This window comes from Pseudomonas sp. PDM19 (assembly GCF_014852215.1).
Lineage (GTDB): Bacteria > Pseudomonadota > Gammaproteobacteria > Pseudomonadales > Pseudomonadaceae > Pseudomonas.
This window is the reverse complement of sequence record NZ_JACVBG010000001.1, coordinates 1,419,110-1,438,319: the sequence shown is the minus strand read 5'-3', so window position 1 is coordinate 1,438,319 and position 19,210 is coordinate 1,419,110. Positions and strand designations below refer to the sequence as shown.

Sequence of the window (19,210 nt, the reverse complement as noted above, 5' to 3'; positions counted from 1 at the left end):
GGTGAAACATTCTTAACGTGCGCGATGGCGCCGCCCCATATGCCGAGATGAGCCCCGCACCCGCGGGGCTTTTTCTTTACGAGGTCCCTCATGGCGCTGAACAAGAAGCGGCGCCTGTTCGTCGAGGAGTACCTGGTCGACCTCAACGCGACGCAGGCAGCCATCCGCGCAAAGTACAGCCCGAGGCGGGCTGCAGAGATTGGTTACGAGCTGCTGCGCATCCCCGAAGTAGCCGAGGCGATCGCCCAGGCCATGGCTGAGCGCTCCAAGCGCACGGAGATTGAATCCGATTACGTCGTCCGCCGCTTGCGCGAGATCGACGAGATGGACGTCCTGGACATCCACGAGGACGACGGCAGCTTCAAGCCTATCCGCGAGTGGCCCAAGGTCTGGCGCCAGTTCCTGTCCGGCATCGAGGTCGCCGAGCTGTTCGAAGGCCGCGGTGACGATCGCCGCATCGCCGGGGTGCTCCGCAAGGTCAAGTGGCCGGACAAGCTCCGCAACCTGGAACTGCTGAGCCGGCACGTCGGCACCGAGTCTGCCGCCCTGGACATCGAGCTGAAGCGCCTGGAAGTGGCGAAGAAGCGCGCCGAGCTGAAGCTGCTGGAGAACCCGGAGGACGATGCGCCGCCGACCAGTGTCGCGGTGACCATCATCGACGCGAGGGTCCGCGATGCCGACGCTTAACGTGCCGCAGGCGAAGTTCCTGGCCCTGCCGCACAAGTTCTGCGGCTTCGTCGCGGGGTTCGGCTCCGGCAAGACCTGGGTGGGGTGCTCGGGTCTCGCCCAGCACGCCTGGGAGTGGCCGCGCATCAACGCCGGTTACTTCGCTCCGACCTACGCCCAGATCCGCGACATCTTCTATTCGACGATGGAGGAGGTGGCCTTCGACTGGGGGCTGCGGACCAAGATCAACCAGGCGAACCACGAGGTTCACCTCTACAGCGGCAGCGCCTACCGCACGACCATCATCTGCCGCTCCATGGAGAAGCCGCAGACCATCGTCGGCTTCAAGGTCGGGCGCTCCCTGGTGGACGAGCTCGATGTCCTGTCGCTGATCAAGGCCCAGCAGGCCTGGCGCAAAATCATCGCGCGGATGCGCTACAAGGTGGACGGCCTGCGCAACCGCGTGGACGTCACCACCACCCCGGAAGGCTTCAAGTTCGTCTTCCAGCAGTTCGTGAAGCAGCTGCGCGAGAAGCCGCACCTGCAGGCGCTGTATGGCCTGGTCCAGGCCAGCACCTACGACAACGAGGCGAACCTTCCGGACGACTACATCGATTCCCTGATGGAGTCATACCCGCCGCAGCTGATCGCGGCGTACCTGCGCGGCCAGTTCGTCAACCTGACGTCGGGCACGATTTACACCGCCTTCGACCGAAAGCTCAACGCCTCGCAGGAGACCGCACAGCCCGGCGAGCCACTGTTCGTGGGCATGGACTTCAACGTCGGCAAGATGGCCGCCGTGGTGCACGTGAAGCGCCTGGGCCTACCGCACGCCGTCGACGAGATCATCAACGGCTACGACACACCGGACATGATCCGCCAACTGAAGGAGCGGTTCTGGCTGTACGCCGACGGCGACTACAGGCCGACCCGCCAGATCAGGATCTACCCCGACGCCTCCGGCGACTCGCGCAAGTCCGTCCGGGCCAGCGAGACCGATATCGCGCTGCTCAAGCAGGCCGGTTTCATCGTCTCGGCGCCTGCCGCCAACCCTCCGGTCAAGGACCGGATCAACTCCATGAACGCCATGTTCTGCAACGCCAAGGGTGATCGGCGGTATCGGGTCAACCCCGACCGGTGCCCGACCTATGCCGATGCCCTGGAGCAGCAGGTGTGGGGCACCAACGGCGAGCCGGACAAGTCGGCTGACATCGACCACCCCAATGACGCGGGTGGCTACTTCATTCACAAGGAGTTCCCGATCAATCGGTACTCCCTCGCAGGTGTTTCCTAATGGGCGTAGTCCGCTTCCTCAGCGACAAGCTGGTCAACTTCGTGGCCAACTTGGGCACGGAGCGCGACAAGGCCGCCGGCAGCTTCTACGCGCCGGTGATCCTCACCGACGAGCAGCTGCTCAACGCCTACCGAGGCGCCTGGTTCCCGCGCAAGGTCGTCGACATCCCGGCCAAGGACGCAACTCGGCGCTGGCGCGCATGGCAGGCCAGCAAGCGGCAGATCGAAAAGATCGAGGCCGAGGAGAAGCGCCTTCAGGTCCGCGCTCGCACCAAGGAGGCGCTGATCAAGGCGCGGCTCTGGGGTGGCGCGGCGATCTTCATCGGTACCGGCGAACGTGACACCAGCAAGCCACTGACCCCTGATCGATTGGGCAAGGGCGGGATCAAGTACCTGACGGTGATGAGCCGGCGCGACCTGTCGGCCACCGAGCAGGATCGCGACGTGATGTCGCCAAATTACGGCAAGCCCAAGGCCTATCGCCTGGGTGGCAGCGCGATCGAGATTCACCCGTCCCGCCTGGTGATCTTCACCGGCGCGGACATCCCCGACCAGGACCTGGCCAACGGCAACCAGTTTGGCTGGGGGGATTCGGTCCTGCAGGCCGTGTTCGAAGCCATCCAGCAGATCGACAGCACCATGGCCAACGTGGCCAGCCTGATCTTCGAGGCGAAGGTCGACATCATCCGCGTTCCTGACTTCATGCAGGGCATGAACGACAAGGAGTACGAGAAGAAGCTGCTGGAACGCTTCCGCCTGGCGGCCACCGCCAAGGGCATCAACGGCTGCTTGCTGCTGGACAAGGAAGAGGAGTACGACAGCAAGTCGGCCAACTTCAGCACGCTGCCGGACATCATCGATCGCTTCCTGCAGAACGGTTGCGGCGCCGCCGACATCCCGGCGACCCGCATGCTCAGCCAGTCGCCCGCCGGCATGAACTCCACCGGTGAGGCGGACCTGCGCAACTACTACGACCGCATCCAGTCGAGTCAGGAACTCGATATCACGCCGGCCATGTCGGTGCTGGACGAGTGCCTGGTGCGCTCCGCGCTCGGAAGTCGGCCGCCGGAAATCCACTACGTCTGGAACAGCCTCTGGCAAACCACGGCGAAGGAGCGGGCGGACATCGGCAAGACCACCGCCGAGACCATCAAGACCATTGGCGAGACCAAGCTCTTCCCGCCGGACGCGCTCAGCAAGGCCGCCGAGACGCTGCTGGTGGAGAACAGCGTGATGCCCGGCCTGGAGTCTGCGCTCGAGGAGTTCGGCACCGAGGTGCCGGACGACGGCCAGGAAGAGGAGGGCGGCACTACCAAGCTGCAGGACGCCGCAGCTCGCACGCTCTACGTGTCCCGCAAGGTGCTGAACGCTGGCGCGATCATCGACTGGGCGAAGGCCCAGGGCTTCGAGACCACGCTCCCGGCCGAAGACCTGCACGTCACCGTTGCCTACAGCAAGACCCCGGTCGACTGGATGGCGGTCGCGCAGGCCTGGACCAACAAGCCGAACGGCAACCTCACCAGCTCCGGCGGCGGCCCGCGCATGGTCGAGCAGTTCGGCGAGGGCGCCATCGTCCTGCTGTTCAACAACACCGAGCTGAACTGGCGCCACCAGGACATCCTCGACGCCGGCGCCTCCTGGGATTGGCCGGACTACCAGCCGCACATCACCTTCACCTACCAGCCCGGCAGCGTCGACCTTGACCAGGTCGAGCCCTACCGCGGCGTCATCGAGCTTGGCCCGGAGGTCTTCGAAGAGATCACTCCGAGCTGGTCGGACGACCTCAACGAGGAATAGCAATGCTCCTTCTCGACCACTCCCTGTCGGTGTCCGGGGTTCGCCGGACCACTGACGGCTACCTCGTGGCCGTCGCCAAGGTGGCCCGCATCGGCGTGCAGGACTACCTCGGTTCCGAGGTCGGAGAGCCGGAAATGCCTCTGGTGCGGGTCTACCGGCCGCCGGAGGCGGTCTTCGCTGAGGACGCCATGCGCTCCTACGCCTTCCGCCCGATGACCAACGACCACCAAGGCGAGGTGAACGCCGACAACTGGAAGGAGCTGGCTGTCGGCAACACCGGTGCCGAGGTCCTTCGCGACGGCGACTTCGTCCAGGTGCCGCTGGTGCTGATGGACGCCAACACCATCCGCGACTACGAGGCCGGCAAGCGCGAGCTCTCCATGGGCTTGGAGGCCTCCGTCGTGTTCCAGGGCGGCGTCACCCCCGAGGGCGAGCCTTATGACGCCATCGTCACGGACATGCGAATGAACCACCTCGCCCTGGTCGACAAGGCCCGAGGCGGCGAGCAACTACGCATCGGGGACTCGCGCAGCCCCGCTGCGAAACCCCCTGCGCAGAAACCGAAAGGAGGCCATGACATGGCTGATGCACTCCGCAAACTCCTGGTCGATGGCCTCACGATCGAGACCACCGAGCAGGGCGCCCAAGTCGTCGAGAAGCTGCAGAAGCAGCTGCAGGACGCGGGCGTGAACCTCAAGACCATCCAGGACGCCCATGCCTCCGCGCTGGCCGCCAAGGATGCCGAGCTCGCCAAGAAGGACGCCGAAATCGACGGCCTGAAGGGCAAGGTCCTGAACGACGCTGCCATCGACAAGCTGGTGACCGAGCGCGCCGACCTGCTGGCCCTGGCCGTGCAGATCGCCGACGGCGACTACACCGGCAAGTCCCCGGCCGAGATCCGCAAGGCCGTAGTCGTGGCCAAGCTGGGCGACGCCGCTATCGCCGGCAAGACCGAGGCCTACATCGATGCCCGCTTCGACCTGCTGGTCGAGGACGCCAATGTCGATCCGGTGCGCCGTGTGCTGGGCGACCGCAAGACCACCATTGCCCCGACTGACAATGGTCAGTCGACCTACGAAGCGCGTCTCAACGACGCCTGGAAGGGAGGTGCCAAATAATGCCCGCCGTTCAGACCACCTACAGCGCGAACATCCGCCCCGGCCTGCCGGGCATGATCGTCGACGAAGTCCCGAAGACTCTGATCTCCCGCACCGTCGAGGCCTCTGGCGGCCTGGCGTTCGGCATCCCGGTCATGCAGGGCACCGCCGACAAGGCTGGCCGCGCCGCGACCGCCGGCGACACCGCCGCGAAGTTCGTAGGCATCAGCGTCCGCGACCGCTCCGTCAAGGCCGAGGCCAACCAGTACAGCCAGTACGAATCGGCCCGAGTGATGACCGAGGGCGCGATTTGGGTGACCGCCTCCGTGCAGGTCGCCGCAGGTGACCCGGTCTACTTCGTGCCGGCCACTGGCGTCTGGACCAACGTCGCCACCAGCAATGTGCAAGTGCCGAACGCTCGCTTCGACACCAGCACCACTGGCGCCAACCAACTCGCTCAAGTCCGCCTGAGCTAAGGAGAAACCATGAGCCGTCATATCAAACTGCTCGACGCTCAGGCTGCCCTGGGCTTCGTGGTCTCGCAGACCACCTACATCGAGCGCCAGGTCAACGAGATCGTCTACCCGGATATCCAGTATCCGCAGCTGATCCCGGTCGACACCTCGGCGCCCGAGTGGATCAAGACCGTCACCTTCTACTCGGCCGACAAGGTCGGTAAGGCCGACTGGGTCAACGGCAACGCCGACGACCTGCCGCTGGCCAGCACCGAACGCTCGAAGTTCGAGTCGAACGTGCACATGGCCGCCATCGGCTACGGCTACGGCCTGGAAGAAATCAGCCAGGCGCAGATGCTCGGCCTGAACCTGACCGCCGACGACGCCGCCGCCGCGCGCCGTGCCTACGAGGAGTTCGTGGACCGCGTTGCCCTGGCGGGTGACTCGTCCAAGGGCTTCAGCGGCCTGTTCGCCTATCCGGGCGTGACCGCGGGCACCGCTGTCACTGGCAACTGGGCAACCGCGACCGCCGACCAGATCCTGGCCGACGTGAACACCGCACTCACGGTGCAGGCGCAGGGCACGCTGTTCACTGCCTTCTCCGACACCCTGCTGATGCCGTACAGCAAGTTCCTGCTGCTCGCTACCCGCAAGGTGAACGAACAGGGTCTGGAGTCGATCCTGACTTACCTGCAGAAGAACAACGTGTACACCGCCACCACCGGCCGCCCGCTGACCATCCGCGGTCTGAATGGCCTGGATACCGCCGGCGCCGGGGGCACCGCGCGCATGATCAGCTACCGCCGCGATCCGTCGGTGCTGAAGATGCACATCCCGATGCCGCACCGCTTCCTGCCGGTGTACCAGGCCGGCCCCATCCGCTGGGAAGTCCCCGGCATCTTCCGCCTCGGTGGCGTGGATATCCGTCGTCCGGCGGAAGTCCGTTACACCGACGGCATCTGACGGGGGTTCATCATGGCCAAAGTCACCAACACGCACCGCATTACCCCCATCGGCCTGCCGAGCGGCGCCGTCATCCTGCCGGGCGCGTCTGTTGACGTGCCCGAGTGGGACGAGATCAAGGACCGCAAGAACCTCGCTTTCTACGTAGTCACACGCGTGCTGGTGGTCGAAGGCGGCGAGGGCGGCGACGATCAGGACGGCGAAGAAGCCTATCGCCAGCAACTGTTCGCCGAGCTGAAGGCCCTTGGCGTGAATGCCGGCTCCAACAGCAAGACCGAAACCCTGGTCACCAAGCTGGCGGAGCTGAAGGCGAAGGCTGCGCCGAGTCAGCCGACCCCTCCGCCGGCTGACGAAGCCGCGCAGAAGCAGGCGCTGATCGCCGAACTGGCCGCCCTGGGTGTGCCGGCAGGCGAAGACGCCTCCCTGGAAGAGCTCCAGAAAGCCCTGGCCGACAAGAAGGCAGCGCAGCAGTAACTCCCCAGCAGGGACGATTCAACCGGGCCAGGATGGCCCACCTATTCGAGAACGATGATGGCCGACTTCTACGGAACCGTAGCTGGCGCTGATGCCTACCACCAGGCACGCGGCAATGCCGCCTGGACTGGCAGCGAGGAGGCTAAGACCGCGGCGCTCACAAGAGCATCGGCCTACATCGACGGGTTGGGCACTCAGCTGCCCGTGACCCAGTGCGTTCTGGTGTTCCCTGGCAAGAAGGTCGGCGGGCGTGGCCAGGCGCTGCAATGGCCGCGCACCGGCGCCGTTGACCGAGAGGGCGATGCCATCGACCCCGGCACCGTGCCGGCCGAGGTCGAGCAGGCCACCTATGAGGCTGCGCTGCGCGAGCTTGTAAAGCCCGGCAGCCTGAACCCCGACTACGTTGCCAGCATGGCGGTGAAGAGCGCGACGGTTGGCCCGCTGAAGACCGAGTTCTTCGGCCCGGCCGAGGGTGACAACCAGCCCAACAAGCCCTACGTGGGCATCATCAATGACATCCTGGCGCCGATCATGGCCTGGCGCTGCCCGTGCCCGGGCGTGGCCACGGTATGACCGAGGCCGAAATCCTCGCCGCGATCGAGGGCAAGGAGCCGGCGCTGCAGCAGGCCTACCTCGACAAGGTAAGGGCGGTCACCGATGCCGCTGTGGTCGCGGAGATCGAGCGCTACATCCAGGAGCAGGACGAGGACGCCATAGTCGAGGCGCTGTCGCTGGGCCTGCTGGCCGCGTTCCTTGAACAGGTGCGCGCCACCTACCTTTCTGGCGCCACCTGGGAGATCAGCTACCTGCCGCGGTCTGTCGCGCCTGAGTTCGACGCCATGGGCGCAGACGCCACCGGCTGGCTCGCCCGGAATGCCGCCGACCTGCAGCGTGACACTGCCGAGGCCACGCGCCTGGCTGTCCGCTACACCATCCAGACCGCAGACCTGCTCGGCCAGTCGGCTCGACGCACCGCCATGGATCTGGTCGGCCGGCGCAGCAGCCGCACCGGAGAGCGCACCGGCGGCGCGGTCGGCCAGCCCGGCAATTACGCCCAGTTCGTGGCCAATGCGCGCGTGCAGCTGCTCAGCGGCGACCCGGTGCAGATGCGCCAGTATCTGACCCGCCTGAAGCGCGACCGCCGTTTCGACGGCATCGTCCAGCGCGCGATCGAGAGCGGAAAGGCGGTGGCTCAGGCCGACGTTGACCGCATCGTGGGCCGATATTCCGAGCGCCTGCTGCGCACTGGCGCCGAGCAACTGGCCGCTACCCAGGCGCACAACGCCTTCAGCGCAGGCCGCGACCGGGTCTACGAGCAGCTGGTGGGCGACGGCGTGGAGCGCAGCCGCATCCTGAAGGAGTGGCACACAGTCGGCGACGACAAGGTCCGGCACAGTCATGCGCCGATGCAGGGCCAGAAGCAGCAACTCGGCAGCCCTTTCGTGAGCGGGCGCGGAGCGCTGCTGATGTATCCGGGAGATGACTCGCTGGGGGCAGAGGATGACGAAATCATCGGCTGCCGGTGCTGGACTGAATACGTAATTGGAGGTGTCCGTGCGCGATGAAATGCAGGCCATCTTCGGCGAGCTGTTCGACACGATCTTCAGCGAGTCAGTGACGACCTTCTCCGGTCAGTACATGGGGCCAGGGAGTTGGGACCAATCCACCGAGACCACCACGGCCCAGCCCGTGATCTACAGCGGGCGCGGCGTCTTCTACAACTACGACGCGAGCCGCATCGACGGGCTGAACATCCTCGTCGGCGATCTCCTGCTGATCGCCCTGGTGAACGAAGTGGAGGACCGGCCCAAGGTCGGGCATGAGCTGAGCACCGTCGACGTGGTGCCGATCCTCGGCACAGCGCTGACCGGGTACCGCATCGTGACTGTCGGCGGGGACCCTGCCGGCGTTCACCATGAGCTGCAGCTGAGGAAAGCTTGATGGCTGGGCAGCGGAAGTGGAGCGTTCTGCCTTCGACCTTCATGAAGAAGGTGGACGGAGGGGTAGTTGCCCTTCAGCGGCGCCTCACCATCGAGATGCTCGAGCAGATCACCATTCGCGCGCCGGTACTCACCGGCCGGTTCAAGGCCAACAACCTGGTCAGCGTGGGCGAGCCGGTTTTCTACTCGGTGAACCGCTACGACCTGGACGGCAACGAGACATTGGCCTATGGCGAAGCCGCGCTGGCCGCCTTGGTGCCGTATTCGGTGGTCTACATCCAGAACAATCTGATCTACGCCGGCGCGCTGGAGGATGGCCACTCCGGCCAGGCCCCGGCGGGCGTGTACGGGGTCAGCTACTACAGCGTGTTGGCGAAGAACTCATGATGACCCTTGAGCAGATCCGGGCCGTATTCATTGACCGCATGAGCGCCTGGACCGGCATTCCCGCCAGCGATATCGACTACCCGAACAACCCGAAGGGGCCATTCGATCCGACTGGGAAGGCTATCTGGGCGCGGTTGGGTGAGCTTTCCGCACCGGCGGGAGCCACCGAGATCGGCAACGGTCCCTGTGTTCGCCGCGATGGCCGCGTGACCATTCAGCTCTTCGTGCCCAGCAACAAGGGCACGCTGGCCATCACCAAGGCAGCGGACACTCTCGTCGAGCACTTCCAGTTCTATACCGACCCAGCGCATCCCTTCGACTGCTTTACCGTTTCTATGAATTCACTCGGCGACGACGGCCGCGGTTGGTACCAAGTCAATCTTGCGGTTCCGTACCGGGCATATTGACTGGGTCCACGTACCAACGAAGCGGGTGCGATCGCCGCAGGTTAAGCTTCAGTTTGCTCATTGCGTCCCGCGCGGAGTCGTAAACATCAATTGGGTCTGGCTTACCTTCAGGCCACTCCGAGAATGCGGTGATGATCACTGCCGAAGTCTTCTCGATGCGGGCAGCCTGGGTGTAGTAAGTGCGGTCACGCTCTATTGTTGAAAGCTTGAGGTAAAACTTCAGACGCCAATGATCCTCATGACTATCGCACTCTTGAATCAATAAGGGATCAGTCATCCTTGCCTTTGCATTCTTGTATTCAAGCAGTAGGCGCGCGGCGGTAAGCCAGCCGACCCTGCTATCTGGCGGCGGGTTGCTATCTGGCGAGTTTCCCGCGAAAGCCGAGTAAGCCCGTTCAAGGGTGATCACTGCGTGATCAAGCAATCGTTCGTTCGCGCGTGCTGTATCTGCCGCTTTCTGTTGTGAGTTGGCGATTGAGGTTGCGCGCTTGATCGTCCAAAACGCACCAATTGCTGACGCTGCTGCTGCAAACGCTGCAACTGCGTTGAGTCCGATTGTGAGTAAGTTTGAAGTTTCCGCATCCATTGCAGGGGCCTCGCGCCATTGTGATGCGCTGCATCGTACTTGACATAACGGCTCGTCCCCAAATGTCCACCGCCAGCTCGGCGGTCCCTTTCGCCTACACAGGAGAATCGCCCATGAGTTCTGGCGCGAAGGTCCAGCTCGCCTGGATCAAAGAGGTAACCCCCGGCACCACTCCGCCGGGCAACTGGAACACGCTGACCCGCATCAGCAATGGCGTGACCCCCACCTACAACACCGAGGAGAACAACGAGATCGGCGCCGATCGGATGGCCCAGGGCACCGCCCAGACCACCGTGGATGTGGGTGGCGACGTCGAAACGAAGTGGCGCTACGGCGCGCTCGACGAGTTCATGGCCTCCTGCTTCGGCAAGGCATGGGTCTCCAACGTCCTGACCATGGGCAACGACCGCATCACCTTCTCCCTGGCCACCTACGCTGCGGACATCGGCGTTGCCGGCATTGCCCGTGGCGCCCAGGTCGCCACCATGGCCTTCGACTTCCCCGGCGACAACGAGGTGACCGTCACCACGACCTTCGCCGCGCGCGCCTGGTCGGATAAGGCCGACGACACCTCCTACATCGTCAGCGCCCAGCCGGAGGCCTCCGAACGCCGCTTCGGGTTCAAGGACATCAGCGGCCTGAAAATCAACGGTGTGCAGGTCGGCGAGGACAACGCCTGCGTCGACTCCTTCACTCTGCAGTTCGACAACGCCGTTCAGACCCAGCGCTGTATCGGCAACGGCAACCCGTTCCCGGGCAACATCATCCCGACCATCTTCACCCCGTCGGGCTCGATCACCATCGCCTGGTCGAAGCTGGCCTACCAGAACTGGAAGAAGCAGCAGACCGGCGACGCGATCAGCCTGGAGTTCACGATCGCCAACGCCGACGGCGGCTATTCGATCCTGCTGCCGGAGTTGGAGGTCAGCGGTGACTGGCCTGACGCTGGCGCCCAAGAAATTGTGCAGGTCGAGCTGAACTACACCGCCCGCCGTACCCCTCCGACCATCACCCGCCTGCCGGCGCCGGTGACGATCGCCAGCGTCATCGTCACCCCGGACACGGTTTCGGTAGCCGTTGGCGACGAGGTGGATCTGGAGGCCGCAGTGCTGCCGGTTGGCGCGAGCCAGACCGTCACCTGGTCTTCCTCGGACACCACCAAGGCGACCGTGAGCGAGACCGGTCTGGTCACCGGTGTTGCCGTCGGTAGCGCCACCATCACCGCCACCAGCGTGGCCGATCCGACCAAAACCGACACCTGCGCGGTCACCGTAACCGCGTAACCCGCCTTGCCTGGCGCGCCCTGCGGTGTGCGCTGGGCCTTTTTACCGCAGAGGAACACCATGGCTATTACCCTGAAAAAAAAGCCCGAGCTCGATCTCCACGGCACCCGCTGGGTGCACTTCAAGCTGGATAAGGAGACCGGCCGCCTGGCGCCGCACCCCGTCGAGGAGGAAGCAGACCTCTCGCTGCTCGTCGCGTCGATCATGAACCCGCTGTACCAGTCCCATCTGGCGCTGATCCAGCGGCACATCGCCCGGATCGATATGGCCGCTGGGGTTGGTACTCGGGATTTCGATCCCGCCGCGCTGGGCGAGGTCGCCTACGACGAGCAGGGCCGCCTGCTGGTGGTGCTGGCCACGGAACAACTGATCAAGGGCTGGAAGGGCGTGCAGGAGGCTGAGGAGCCTGGCGTGCCAGCTGAGTACACCCCTGGCCGCTGCAAGGTGCTGCTCGATGATCACCCTGAGCTTTACCTCTTCGCGATCCAGACCGGGAACGACATCGCGGCACGCATTGAGCTGCGCACCCAGGAGACAGTGGGAAAGTCCTGAGCGCGTATCGCTGGGCCAGGGAGTGGGCTGGCCCCCAGCACGATAAGAAGCGGCATCAGCACGAGCGATTCGGCCTGCCGATGCCGCCAGAGCCCGAGATTGACGGGGTGTGCGCCGAGATTTTGGGCGCCTACAACTGCATCAGCCGAGGGCGGCAGTACATCGGCATGATCGGCCAGCCGGCCGCGCTCTCGCATCGCGATATCGACGCCTACCTCCAGCGGTTCCCCACCGCCATCCCCCTCGAAGAATTCGAAGCCGCCATTTTCGCCCTGGACGACGAGTACCGCGCCCAGTGGGACGCGCAGAACGCGCCCAAGCCGACCCCGAAAAAGTAGCCGGAGACCGCCATGGCGGATGAAAGTCGCCTCAACATAACCATCGACTCGCGCGGGGCGGAGCAGAACGCCAATCGCATGAGCGATGCGCTCGACCGGCTGGAGAAGTCCGGTATCGACGCCGCCGGGGCTACCGATCGCACTACTGACGCCCTGGACGAGGAGCGCAAGGGGCTCGCCAAGCTGCTGGGGCAGATCAACCCGACGGTGGCCGCTCTCGATCGCCTGGACGACATGCAGCAGAGGCTGCAGCGCTACAAGAAGCTCGGGATTGTCGAGTCGGACACCCTGGTCGATGCCCAGAAGCGTATCGACGCTATGCGCGATGCCTTGGGCGAGGCTGACGACGGCATGAACAAGGCCGGGATGTCCGCCAAGCAGATGGCGAACAATCTGCGCATGGTTCCGCCGCAACTGACCGACATCGCTGTCAGTTTGGCCAGCGGCCAGGCCCCGATGACGGTCTTTCTGCAGCAGGGCGGCCAGCTGAAAGACATGTTCGGCGGTATCGGCCCGGCTGCGCGCGCCGTCGGCGGCTACGTGCTCGGCCTGGTAAATCCATTCACGTTGGCCGCCGCTGCCGTAGGTGCGCTGACGCTCGCCTATTACCAGGGCAGCGAAGAAACCGACGCGATGACGGATGCAGTCATCGAGAACGGAAATGCCGCCGGCACATCGGCCAACCAGCTGGCAAACTTCGCAGCCCAGGTTGGCAAAGGGAATGTCACCGTTGGCGAGGCCGCTGCCGTGCTGACCCAGTTGGCCGCCGCTGGCAACCCGCTGACCACCCTGTACACCAACATCACGGCCAGCACCCTGAACTGGTCGAAGATGACCGGCCAGGCCACCACCGAAGTGGTGCAGAACTTCAACGACCTCGCTAAGGACCCGGTCGACGCGGTGAAGAAGCTGGACGACCAGTTGCATTTCCTCACTGCTGCCCAGTACGCCAACATCCAGTCCCTGCAGGAGCAGGGCCGCACCATGGACGCCGCGCGTGTCGCAACGGAGGCATACGCTGACGCGCTGGCGACCCGCTCGGCCGAGATGGAGCAGAACCTCGGTTACGTGGAGAAAGCCTGGAACGGCTTAAAGGGCGCCGCGAAGTCCGCCTGGGACGCGATGCTCGATGTCGGCCGCACCGAGACGCCCGAGCAGCAGTTGGCCAAGGTCTATAAGCAGATCGAGAACGCCCAGAAGGGCGTCGGTCGTGGCGGCCGCCTGATGGGGCTTGGGATCAACCAGGACAGCCTGGACACGCTGTACAAGCGCGCCGAGGAACTCCAGAGCAAGATCGCCGCCGACGGCCAGAAACAGGCCGAGGAGATTGCCAACAACCTGCTACAGACGGCCGGGAAGAAGGGCGTCGACACGATCAACAGCATCTACGCCTCGGCCCAGACGCAGACCCAGAAGCTGGAGAAGCAGCTGAAGGACTTGGATAAGGCGCGGGCGAATGCGCTGGCGGCGGGGGGCTATACCGCTGAAGAGGAAACCAAGTACGCCGCGTCGCGGAAGAACATCGAACAGCAGATCGCCGACATCAAGGAGCGGGAGGCGAAGAAGAACGCGCCGAAGACCCGCGGCCAGAACGCCGGTGTGCGCGAGGCGGACAACACCGCCTCCCGCCTGCTGGCCCAGTACGACCCTGCCGCCCAGGCAGCGCGCACCCTGACCAAGGAGGAGAGCCAGCTCCAGTTGGCGCTGTCCAAGGGCAAGATCACCCGAGAGGAGTACGGCAAGGCGCTTGCCCAGGCCTCGCAGAACTACGCCGCGGCGATCAAGGGTGCGCAGGGTCTCACGGCTGCTGAGCAGTACCAGGCCCAACTGGAGCGGCAACTGCTGCTGCAACGCGAGCAGTACGCCGCGCAGGCGGCAGCCGTCGGCATGGGCAGCAAGGAAGCGGAGCAGTACCAGCAGCGCCTGCAGCTCGAGCAGCAGACGAACGACCGGGTGCTGCAGCTGCGGACCGAACTGGCCCAGGCCACGACCGAGAAGCAGCGACAGGAACTCCAGGCCCAGATCGACCTGACCAACGAGTACTTGCCGCAGCAGATCGCCGCGATGCAGCAAGGTTGGGCGCAGATGGATGCCGCCATGGCCAATCCCATCAACGGGTGGACAGCCGCCGTCCAGAACTTCGGCGACCAGGCGGCCAACGTCGCCGGCCAAACGCAGAGCATCTTCCAGGGAGCCTTCAGCACTGTCACCGATGGAATCACCGAGGACATCATGGACCTCAACCTTTCCATGAGCTCCTTGGGTGACATCGGGCGCGAAGCCCTGCGCAGCATCATCTCTGGTTTCGTGAAGATGGGCGTCCAGATGGGCGCCAACGCACTGCTGGCGATGACCCTGGGGACTTCGCAGACTGCTGCCACCGTGGCGATGGCGGGTACCACTGCTGCGGCTTGGGCGCCGGCTGCCGCAATGGCATCGCTGGCAAGCTTCGGCGGCAACTCCATTCCGGCCGAGACCGCGCTGACCTCGACCACCGCTCTGGCATCCTCGCTCGCGATGATTCCTGGCTTGGCCACTGGTGGCATGGTGAATGGCGCCGGCACTGGCACCTCCGACAGCAACCTCCGCTGGCTCAGCAATGGCGAGTTCGTGGTCAACGCTGACGCGACCCGCCGCAACCGCGCGCTGCTCGAGGCGATCAACTCCAACGACCGCACCCCGACGTCGTCTGGCGGTAGCGGTTCAACGAGCGGAGGCATGACTGCGGCAGCGCCAGTGGTGAATCTCTATGAGGACCCATCGAGGGCCGGCACCGTGGAGACCCGGAAGGGTGACGACGGCGCCGACATGATCGACATCTGGGTGGCCAGCATCATGGGCGACGGCAAAGCCCACAAGGCGATGCAGCAGAAGTACGGACTGAGGACCGCAGGCACATGAGTGACCCGATCATCTATCCCTCGCAGTTGCCGCCGCCGTTACAGGACGACTACGGCCTCAACACCACCGACCCGAAGCTCAGCACCACGCTGGTCACTGGCAGGCTGCGGGAGCGTCGCCGCTACACCAACGTCCCCACGCTGGTGAATGTGCGCTGGAACATGGACGGAGAGCAGGCCTCCTTCTTCGAGACCTGGTTCTCCACCGTCCTGGTGGAAGGAACTTTCTGGTTCGAAGCTCCGCTCAAGACGCCGCTCGGGTTCGAACCGTACCTGTGCAAGATACGCGGCATGTATTCCGGGCCGAAGCTCGTGCAGGTCGACCGGTGGGAGTTCACCGCAATCCTTGAGCTGCGCAACAGGCCTCTGATTCCTGGCGGCTGGGTGAACTTCCCGGACCTGTGGTTCGGGAAGAGCATCATCGACCTAGCGATCAACAGGGAGTGGCCCGAAGCATGACGGTACTGGAGCGCGTCTATGCCTCGGGCGGTCCGGAGGTTTCCGTCGCCACGCTGGAGTTGTCCTGCGAGGCCTGGGCCGATTCGCTGCTGCTGTGCCAGGGCTTCGAAGATCAGGTGTTCACCACGGAGGATGCGCGGACACTCACCTTCCAGGCGGCTGGTATCGACGTCGCTATCCCGAAGCGTGACAACTCCGGTGCGCAGACGGTGGGGTTCGCCATCGACAACGTCACCGGGGAGGCCCAGCAGCGCATCGACGCCGCGATGGAGGCGGGCGCCCGGATTTTCCTGACCCTCCGCATCTTCCTCAACACCGATCCCAGTGCGCCGGCGGAGCCGCCGTATCGAATGGTGGTTAAGAGCGGCCGCTGCTCCGGCACCACAGTGGAAGTCACCGCCGGCTATTACGACCTGATCAATACCGGCTGGCCGCGCGACGTATACACCACGACCTTCGCGCCCGGGCTCAAGTACATCAGCTGACCCATGTTCGACCGATACCTGACGGCCACTTATCTGGAAGGGGGCCGCGAATTGCCGCGCCTGGACTGCTGGGGTCTGGTGATCCTGGCTCGTTCCGAGCTCTACGGCCTGCCCCGGCTGAGCAATTTCGGCGCGGTCACGCGGCTCACTCCGGTGGACATGCAGCGCGCCTACCACGCTGAGGTAGAGCGCGCCCTGGATGAGTGTGATCCGGCGCCTGGCGCAATCGCCGCAGCGATGCGCGGTGCGCTCTGCGTCCACGTCGGCCTGGTGGTCGAGAAGGAGGGGCGCCTGCAGGTCCTGGACATAAACCCGCGTGGCACACCAACCATTCAGCGCCTGGCTGACTTCGAGGCGCGCTACCTGCGAGTGATCTATTACCGTGATCGAGATCTATCCGTCGAAGCTCAAGGGTGAGCCGCTGGAGCGGCATCCGATTATCCAGCCGCTGACCATTCGCGACTGGCTCGTGGCCAATATCCCGAGCTTCAGCGACCGTGATCTGCACCCGATCACCATCGGCCTGATCCGCGCCGAGTTCGCCACCAGGTCAGACCTGACCGAGCAGCAGATCAGTGCGCAGGAGCAGGTCGTGCCGGCGGAAGAGTGGGGCGACACCCTGCTACAGACGCAGGACGTGGCGCGCATCTACATCGAGCCACGCGGAACCGACCCGTTCACGATCACCGCCGCGCTGTTCAAGGGTGCTCAGGCGGTCTTCCGCTCGCTAATGCCCAAGATGCCTGGCATGCCCTCGGCGCCGGGCAGCGGCAACCAGCTGAACGATGCGACGGCGAACGCCAACAAGGTCGCCCTGGGCGATGTGATCCCGGAGCTGGCTGGTTCGCCGAAACGTTTCCCCGACTACCTGCTGCCGCCACGGAAGTACTTCTCTGCACCGCGCGAGCAATGGATGGAAGTCCTGCTGTGCATCGGCAAGGGTGAGTACCAGATCCCCGCCAGCTCGGTGCTGATCGGCGACACCGCGCTGCTCGCCTTGGGAGCGGACGCCAGCTACACCATCTACGAGCCGGGCGCTGACCTGTCGGCGGAAACCGCCGCGCAGTGGTGGCATACGGCGACAGAGGTCGGCGCTACTTCCACCGGCACCGCTGGCCTGGAGCTCACACTATCGACGGACGTCACCCCTTCGCCGACCGCCTCGGCGTACCAGTTCAGCGGCTTCTCCATCTCCATCCCTGTCGGCCAAGGCCAGTTTCCAGCTGACTGGACCGTGGGCCAGGTGATTCGTGTCGTCGCGCCGTACAGCTACACGGTCACCGATGGCACGCCGCGCGACGTGATCACCGGGCCGTTGTCGATGCTCAACGCATCGGTTGGCGACCAGATTGAAGTGGTCGGCGTGAACGGCGGCTATTACACCGTCGTGACCTTCGACACCGGTACCGGCATGACGCTGGACTACGACTGGGGTTCTCCGGCCGATCAGCTCACGCTGGGAACGGGCCCGGCCACCATCGGACCGAAAGGTCTGTTGTACCGGATCGCCACGATCTCCACCGACAAACAGACCATCACTGTTCAGCGACTGACCTCCAGTGGATCGACTGATCTCACCTGGGCAGGGTTCGACAACATGACGACCTCTTCAGCCGTCATCAGCTTGGACATGAGCGGCTCCGTTGGCGGCTACCGCGGGCCGTTCCCGGCATGCCCTGAGCGCGAGAAAACCTCGCTGATCGAGCTCGACGTGTTCATGCCGGAAGGTCTGTGCGGCGTCGGGCGGGAAGGGCAGTTCTACCAGATCAGCGTCTTCTACGACGTGGAGTGGCGGGACATGGCCGTCGGCGGTGCTTGGAACGTCGTGCACTTCAGCCACGCCGGCAACACTCTCGATCAGCAGGGTTTCACTGACCGGATTGTGCTGCCGTATGCCATGCGGCCAGAGGTTCGGCTTCGGAAGGTATTCGTGAACCAGGGTGGTAACTCGACCTCGGAATACCGCGATAAAGCTCAGTGGTACGGCATGCGGGCAAAGTTGGCGGCGCCGACCAGCTACCCCGGGGCCACCACCATCGCGGTCAAGGTGCGCTCCTCCGACCGCATCTCCTCGATGACCGACAACAAGATCTCCTTGAAACCGACTCGCATCCTGCCGACACGCAGTGGCGGTTCCTGGACCACTCCACAGCCAACGCGCGACATCGTGCCGTGGGTTGCCTACGTGGCGAAGTCCATCGGGTACACCGACGCCGACCTTGACCTGATAGAGCTCGATCGCCTGGACACGATCTGGAAGTCGCGCGGCGACACCTACGACATCGCGATCACTGATGCCGGGACAGTGAAAAGCAACCTCGAGGACGCCCTGGACGCTGGCTTCGCAGAACTGACGATCAAGCGGGGCAGAATATCGCCAGTCCGCGATGAGCCGCGGACCTCCTTCGATCACATGTACACCCCGCAGAATATGACCGAGGCCCTGGTGCGTAGCTTCACCGCGCCAGGTCCGGACGACTATGACGGCGTCGATGTGGAGTACACAGACGGGCTGACCTGGGAAAAGGCAACAGTGGAATGCCGCCTTCCTGGCGATGTCGGTCGGAAGGTCGAAAAGATCAGCGTTCCCGGCGTCATCGACAGGACGCGCGCCTGGCGAATCGGCATGCGCCGCCGGATGGTCCAGCTGTACCGGCGCTGGGACAACACCTGGTCGACCGAGCTGGATGCCCTGAACAGCGACTACCTCGGCTATTGCGCGGTAGCAGACGACGTGCCTGGCTACGGCCAGAGCGCGCTACTGCTCGGCTTCGAAGCAATCGGTGGCGGACGGGTGCGATTGGAATCCAGCGAGCCACTGGACTGGTCATCTGCTGATCCGCACCTGCTCGCGCTCCGCCGGCCGGACGGCACGCTCTCCGGGCCCTATGCGGCGACGAGGGTCGATGACTACACCGTCACGATCACGGCTCCCGACTTCATCCCCGACCTGTCCTGGGAGATCGAGCCGCCACACCTGCTTTTTGGCACCGCTACCCGCTGGTCTTACCCGGTGCTGATCACCTCAATTGATCCCAGCAGCAACGTTGGCGCCTCGGTTTCGGCCGTCAACTACGACGCTCGCGTCTACCAGTTCGACGACGCCACGGCGCCCTGATCTACCCCAA

Annotated in this window: 21 protein-coding genes; 20 read left to right on the top strand and 1 reads right to left on the bottom strand. The window is 64.5% G+C overall.

The features are described 5' to 3' along the window. Window positions 1-90: 90 nt before the first annotated feature. Genes IB273_RS06275 through IB273_RS06220 form a run of 12 tightly spaced genes read left to right on the top strand, consistent with a single transcriptional unit; the run spans window position 91 to window position 9,479 of the window. The gene (locus tag IB273_RS06275) at window positions 91-687 is read left to right on the top strand and encodes a terminase small subunit (RefSeq protein WP_192223563.1); all 597 of its coding nucleotides are present in this window, start codon (window positions 91-93) and stop codon (window positions 685-687) included. Then, entirely contained in the window at window positions 674-1,960 is a 1,287-nt protein-coding gene (locus tag IB273_RS06270) for a terminase large subunit domain-containing protein (protein ID WP_192223562.1), read from the top strand. Before IB273_RS06275 ends, IB273_RS06270 begins: the two co-directional genes overlap by 14 nt. Beyond that, complete coding sequence (locus IB273_RS06265; RefSeq protein WP_192223561.1) at window positions 1,960-3,756, top strand: anti-CBASS protein Acb1 family protein; 1,797 nt, start codon at window positions 1,960-1,962, stop codon at window positions 3,754-3,756. Before IB273_RS06270 ends, IB273_RS06265 begins: the two co-directional genes overlap by 1 nt. Window positions 3,757-3,758: 2 nt before the next feature. Continuing rightward, window positions 3,759-4,874: a DUF2213 domain-containing protein gene (locus IB273_RS06260; RefSeq protein WP_192223560.1), complete on the top strand. Its 1,116-nt coding sequence runs from the start codon at window positions 3,759-3,761 to the stop codon at window positions 4,872-4,874. Further along, entirely contained in the window at window positions 4,874-5,329 is a 456-nt protein-coding gene (locus tag IB273_RS06255) for a DUF2190 family protein (protein ID WP_192223559.1), read from the top strand. Before IB273_RS06260 ends, IB273_RS06255 begins: the two co-directional genes overlap by 1 nt. A gap of 9 nt (window positions 5,330-5,338) precedes the next feature. Next, window positions 5,339-6,271, top strand: a complete 933-nt coding sequence (locus IB273_RS06250) for a DUF2184 domain-containing protein (RefSeq protein WP_192223558.1) — start codon at window positions 5,339-5,341, stop codon at window positions 6,269-6,271. A gap of 12 nt (window positions 6,272-6,283) precedes the next feature. Then, the gene (locus IB273_RS06245) at window positions 6,284-6,745 is read left to right on the top strand and encodes a hypothetical protein (RefSeq protein WP_192223557.1); all 462 of its coding nucleotides are present in this window, start codon (window positions 6,284-6,286) and stop codon (window positions 6,743-6,745) included. Between the two features lie 57 nt (window positions 6,746-6,802). Continuing rightward, window positions 6,803-7,318: a DnaT-like ssDNA-binding protein gene (locus IB273_RS06240; protein WP_192223556.1), complete on the top strand. Its 516-nt coding sequence runs from the start codon at window positions 6,803-6,805 to the stop codon at window positions 7,316-7,318. Then, window positions 7,315-8,310 (top strand): hypothetical protein, encoded by a 996-nt coding sequence (locus IB273_RS06235; protein ID WP_192223555.1) that lies wholly within the window; start codon window positions 7,315-7,317, stop codon window positions 8,308-8,310. Before IB273_RS06240 ends, IB273_RS06235 begins: the two co-directional genes overlap by 4 nt. Next, on the top strand, window positions 8,300-8,686 hold the full coding sequence (locus IB273_RS06230; RefSeq protein ID WP_412548062.1) for a hypothetical protein: 387 nt from the start codon (window positions 8,300-8,302) through the stop codon (window positions 8,684-8,686). Before IB273_RS06235 ends, IB273_RS06230 begins: the two co-directional genes overlap by 11 nt. Further along, on the top strand, window positions 8,686-9,072 hold the full coding sequence (locus IB273_RS06225) for an HK97 gp10 family phage protein (RefSeq protein WP_192223554.1): 387 nt from the start codon (window positions 8,686-8,688) through the stop codon (window positions 9,070-9,072). The genes IB273_RS06230 and IB273_RS06225 overlap by 1 nt, the downstream gene beginning before the upstream one ends. Continuing rightward, window positions 9,072-9,479, top strand: coding sequence for a phage tail terminator-like protein (locus IB273_RS06220; protein WP_192223553.1), 408 nt, complete (start codon window positions 9,072-9,074; stop codon window positions 9,477-9,479). Before IB273_RS06225 ends, IB273_RS06220 begins: the two co-directional genes overlap by 1 nt. Here the strand turns inward: IB273_RS06220 and IB273_RS06215 are convergent. Then, the gene (locus tag IB273_RS06215) at window positions 9,448-10,065 is read right to left on the bottom strand and encodes a hypothetical protein (protein ID WP_192223552.1); all 618 of its coding nucleotides are present in this window, start codon (window positions 10,063-10,065) and stop codon (window positions 9,448-9,450) included. The two genes, IB273_RS06220 and IB273_RS06215, sit on opposite strands and share 32 nt — an antisense overlap. Window positions 10,066-10,178: 113 nt before the next feature. Here IB273_RS06215 and IB273_RS06210 point away from each other — a divergent pair, with 113 nt between their 5' ends. The 8 genes from IB273_RS06210 to IB273_RS06175 all read left to right on the top strand — a co-directional run bounded on the left by IB273_RS06210 (window position 10,179) and on the right by IB273_RS06175 (window position 19,200). Then, complete coding sequence (locus tag IB273_RS06210) at window positions 10,179-11,348, top strand: phage tail tube protein (RefSeq protein WP_192223551.1); 1,170 nt, start codon at window positions 10,179-10,181, stop codon at window positions 11,346-11,348. A 60-nt stretch (window positions 11,349-11,408) separates the two neighbouring features. Then, window positions 11,409-11,900, top strand: coding sequence for a hypothetical protein (locus IB273_RS06205; protein ID WP_192223550.1), 492 nt, complete (start codon window positions 11,409-11,411; stop codon window positions 11,898-11,900). A 107-nt stretch (window positions 11,901-12,007) separates the two neighbouring features. Then, complete coding sequence (locus IB273_RS06200; RefSeq protein WP_318652466.1) at window positions 12,008-12,238, top strand: hypothetical protein; 231 nt, start codon at window positions 12,008-12,010, stop codon at window positions 12,236-12,238. A 12-nt stretch (window positions 12,239-12,250) separates the two neighbouring features. Continuing rightward, window positions 12,251-15,139 (top strand): phage tail length tape measure family protein, encoded by a 2,889-nt coding sequence (locus IB273_RS06195; RefSeq protein ID WP_192223548.1) that lies wholly within the window; start codon window positions 12,251-12,253, stop codon window positions 15,137-15,139. Then, a complete protein-coding gene (locus IB273_RS06190; RefSeq protein WP_192223547.1) occupies window positions 15,136-15,597 on the top strand; it encodes a transposase in 462 nt (153 codons plus the stop codon). Before IB273_RS06195 ends, IB273_RS06190 begins: the two co-directional genes overlap by 4 nt. Continuing rightward, window positions 15,594-16,082 carry a DUF1833 family protein gene (locus tag IB273_RS06185; RefSeq protein WP_192223546.1) on the top strand — a complete coding sequence of 163 codons (489 nt, stop codon included), beginning with the start codon at window positions 15,594-15,596 and terminating at the stop codon, window positions 16,080-16,082. The genes IB273_RS06190 and IB273_RS06185 overlap by 4 nt, the downstream gene beginning before the upstream one ends. 3 nt (window positions 16,083-16,085) lie before the next feature. Further along, window positions 16,086-16,499, top strand: coding sequence for a hypothetical protein (locus IB273_RS06180; RefSeq protein WP_192223545.1), 414 nt, complete (start codon window positions 16,086-16,088; stop codon window positions 16,497-16,499). Continuing rightward, on the top strand, window positions 16,465-19,200 hold the full coding sequence (locus IB273_RS06175; protein ID WP_192223544.1) for a host specificity factor TipJ family phage tail protein: 2,736 nt from the start codon (window positions 16,465-16,467) through the stop codon (window positions 19,198-19,200). Before IB273_RS06180 ends, IB273_RS06175 begins: the two co-directional genes overlap by 35 nt. Window positions 19,201-19,210: the final 10 nt, after the last annotated feature.